Raw genomic sequence first — 2,351 nt, forward strand, 5'->3', positions numbered from 1 at the left:
AGTACTTGTAAACCATCGCTGCCAGGGTCGGCATCTTGGCAACCAGGCGGATCGCGGAAATTTCGCGATGCTGCGGGTTATTGATGTCCAGGGAGTCGTGGTAGAAGGCCGAGAGGGCGCCGACTACGCCGCACATGACGGCCATCGGGTGGGCGTCGCGACGGAAACCGTTGAAGAAGGTTTTCAGCTGCTCGTGAACCATGGTGTGGTTCTTGACGGTGCTGACGAACTGGGCTTTCTGTTCTGCTGTCGGCAGTTCGCCGTTGAGCAGCAGGTAGCAGGTTTCCAGGTAGTCTGACTTTTCAGCCAGTTGTTCGATCGGGTAGCCGCGGTGCAACAGAATGCCGTTGTCGCCGTCGATATAGGTAATCTTCGATTCGCACGAGGCGGTCGACATGAAACCAGGGTCGAAAGTGAAGCGGCCCGTGGCCGTCAGGCCCCGAACATCGATTACATCGGGACCAACGGTGCCGGTTAAAATGGGCAGCTCGACGGGGGCTGCGCCCTCGATGATCAACTGCGCTTTTTTGTCAGCCATGTGGCCTCCTATTTATGCTTAACCATCAGACAGACCCCCCACGCAGGGCCCGCACCACTATAGTGAGATAAATTCGAATGTCAATTTGCCTAAAGTCTTGCTCCAGAAGGCTTTAAGCGCACTTTTTCCTCGAAATTGCCTGCCATTTACGCCTTTTATTCAACTTGTGCAATCAGCTATTGGGGGTAGGTGATTGCGTTGTCATTAGTAGCCTAACTGTCTATACTCGGCCACCGACCGCCAAGGGCTTTTGGGCCTGCTTTATTGGGGGTCGCATCCCTGGGTGGTGGTTACCTGACCAGTGCACTCCCCAACAACTTTGCCCTGATTGTTAGGGGCTCTTCAGTGTGAAAAAAAAGCCGTGAAAAGCCAACGACCTGTAAACCTAGACCTAAGGACCATCAAACTCCCCATCACCGGCGTTACGTCGTTTCTTCACCGTGTTTCCGGCATCATCCTCTTCCTGGGTATCGGCTTCATGCTTTATGCATTGGGCAAGTCTCTGGGTTCCGAGGAAGGTTTTGCCGAAGTGAAGGCATGCTTGACCAGCCCGCTGGCCAAGTTCGTAGCATGGGGCCTCCTGTCCGCTCTGCTGTATCACCTGGTAGCCGGTGTGCGCCACTTGATCATGGATATGGGCATCGGTGAGACGCTGGAAGGCGGCCGCCTGGGCTCGAAAATTATCATCGCCGTTTCGGTGGTGTTGATCGTTCTGGCAGGAGTTTGGATATGGTAACCAGCGTTACGAACCTTTCGCGTTCGGGCCTCTATGACTGGATGGCGCAACGTGTGTCTGCGGTTGTTCTCGCGGCTTATTTCATTTTCCTGATCGGATACCTTGCAGCGAATCCGGGCATTGGCTACGACCAGTGGCACGGCCTGTTCGCCCACAACGGGATGCGTATCTTCAGTCTGCTGGCCCTTGTTGCTCTCGGCGCTCACGCCTGGGTCGGCATGTGGACCATCGCGACCGACTACCTGACGCCAATGGCGCTGGGCAAGTCCGCGACCGCAGTACGTTTCCTTTTCCAGGCAGTATGCGGCGTTGCGATGTTCGCTTACTTCGTCTGGGGTGTGCAGATTCTCTGGGGTATCTGAGTCATGGCTAACATTCCAACGATTTCTTTCGACGCCATCATCATTGGTGGTGGCGGTGCCGGCATGCGCGCTGCGCTGCAACTGGCGCAGGGCGGTCACAAGACTGCCGTGATCACCAAGGTTTTCCCGACTCGTTCGCACACTGTATCCGCCCAGGGCGGCATCACCTGTGCAATCGCGTCCGCTGACCCGAACGATGACTGGCGCTGGCACATGTACGATACCGTCAAGGGTTCCGACTACATCGGTGACCAGGACGCTATCGAATACATGTGTCAGGAAGGCCCGGCTGCCGTTTTCGAGCTGGACCACATGGGTCTGCCGTTCTCGCGTACCGAGCAAGGCCGTATCTACCAGCGTCCGTTCGGCGGTCAGTCCAAGGACTATGGCAAGGGCGGTCAGGCTGCACGTACTTGCGCCGCTTCCGACCGTACCGGTCACGCACTGTTGCACACCCTTTATCAGGGCAACCTGAAAGCCGGTACTACGTTCCTGAACGAGTACTACGCTGTCGACCTGGTGAAAAACCAGGAAGGCGATTTCGTCGGTGTGATCGCGATCTGCATCGAAACTGGCGAAACCTCCTACATCCGCGCAAAAGCCACCGTATTGGCTACCGGCGGTGCAGGCCGTATCTACGCGTCCACCACCAACGCCCTGATCAACACCGGTGACGGCGTCGGCATGGCTCTGCGTGCTGGCGTGCCGGTACAAG

At 56.7% G+C, this 2,351-nt stretch carries 4 protein-coding genes; 3 read left to right on the forward strand and 1 reads right to left on the reverse strand.

Annotated elements, in window-relative coordinates:
- On the reverse strand, positions 1-538 hold a 538-nt coding region (locus ACIOVB_RS27400), incomplete at its 3' end, for a citrate/2-methylcitrate synthase (protein ID WP_401272264.1).
- Between the two features lie 361 nt (positions 539-899).
- Between ACIOVB_RS27400 and sdhC the strand changes: the two genes are divergently transcribed.
- From sdhC to ACIOVB_RS27415, 3 genes are all read left to right on the forward strand, one after another.
- Complete coding sequence (gene sdhC, locus ACIOVB_RS27405; RefSeq protein WP_034156251.1) at positions 900-1,274, forward strand: succinate dehydrogenase, cytochrome b556 subunit; 375 nt, start codon at positions 900-902, stop codon at positions 1,272-1,274.
- The gene (gene sdhD / locus ACIOVB_RS27410) at positions 1,268-1,636 is read left to right on the forward strand and encodes a succinate dehydrogenase, hydrophobic membrane anchor protein (protein ID WP_007977503.1); all 369 of its coding nucleotides are present in this window, start codon (positions 1,268-1,270) and stop codon (positions 1,634-1,636) included. Before sdhC ends, sdhD begins: the two co-directional genes overlap by 7 nt.
- Before the next feature lie 3 nt (positions 1,637-1,639).
- A partial coding sequence (locus tag ACIOVB_RS27415) for an FAD-dependent oxidoreductase (protein ID WP_401272265.1) occupies positions 1,640-2,351 on the forward strand: 712 nt, incomplete at its 3' end.

Source organism: Pseudomonas sp. NPDC087639 (assembly GCF_044743385.1).
Lineage (GTDB): Bacteria > Pseudomonadota > Gammaproteobacteria > Pseudomonadales > Pseudomonadaceae > Aquipseudomonas.

What these genes read in the sequence shown, in the direction of transcription:
- sdhD (WP_007977503.1), top strand. Translation starts at nt 1,268, where the DNA reads ATGGTAACCAGCGTTACGAACCTTTCGCGTTCGGGCCTCTATGACTGG.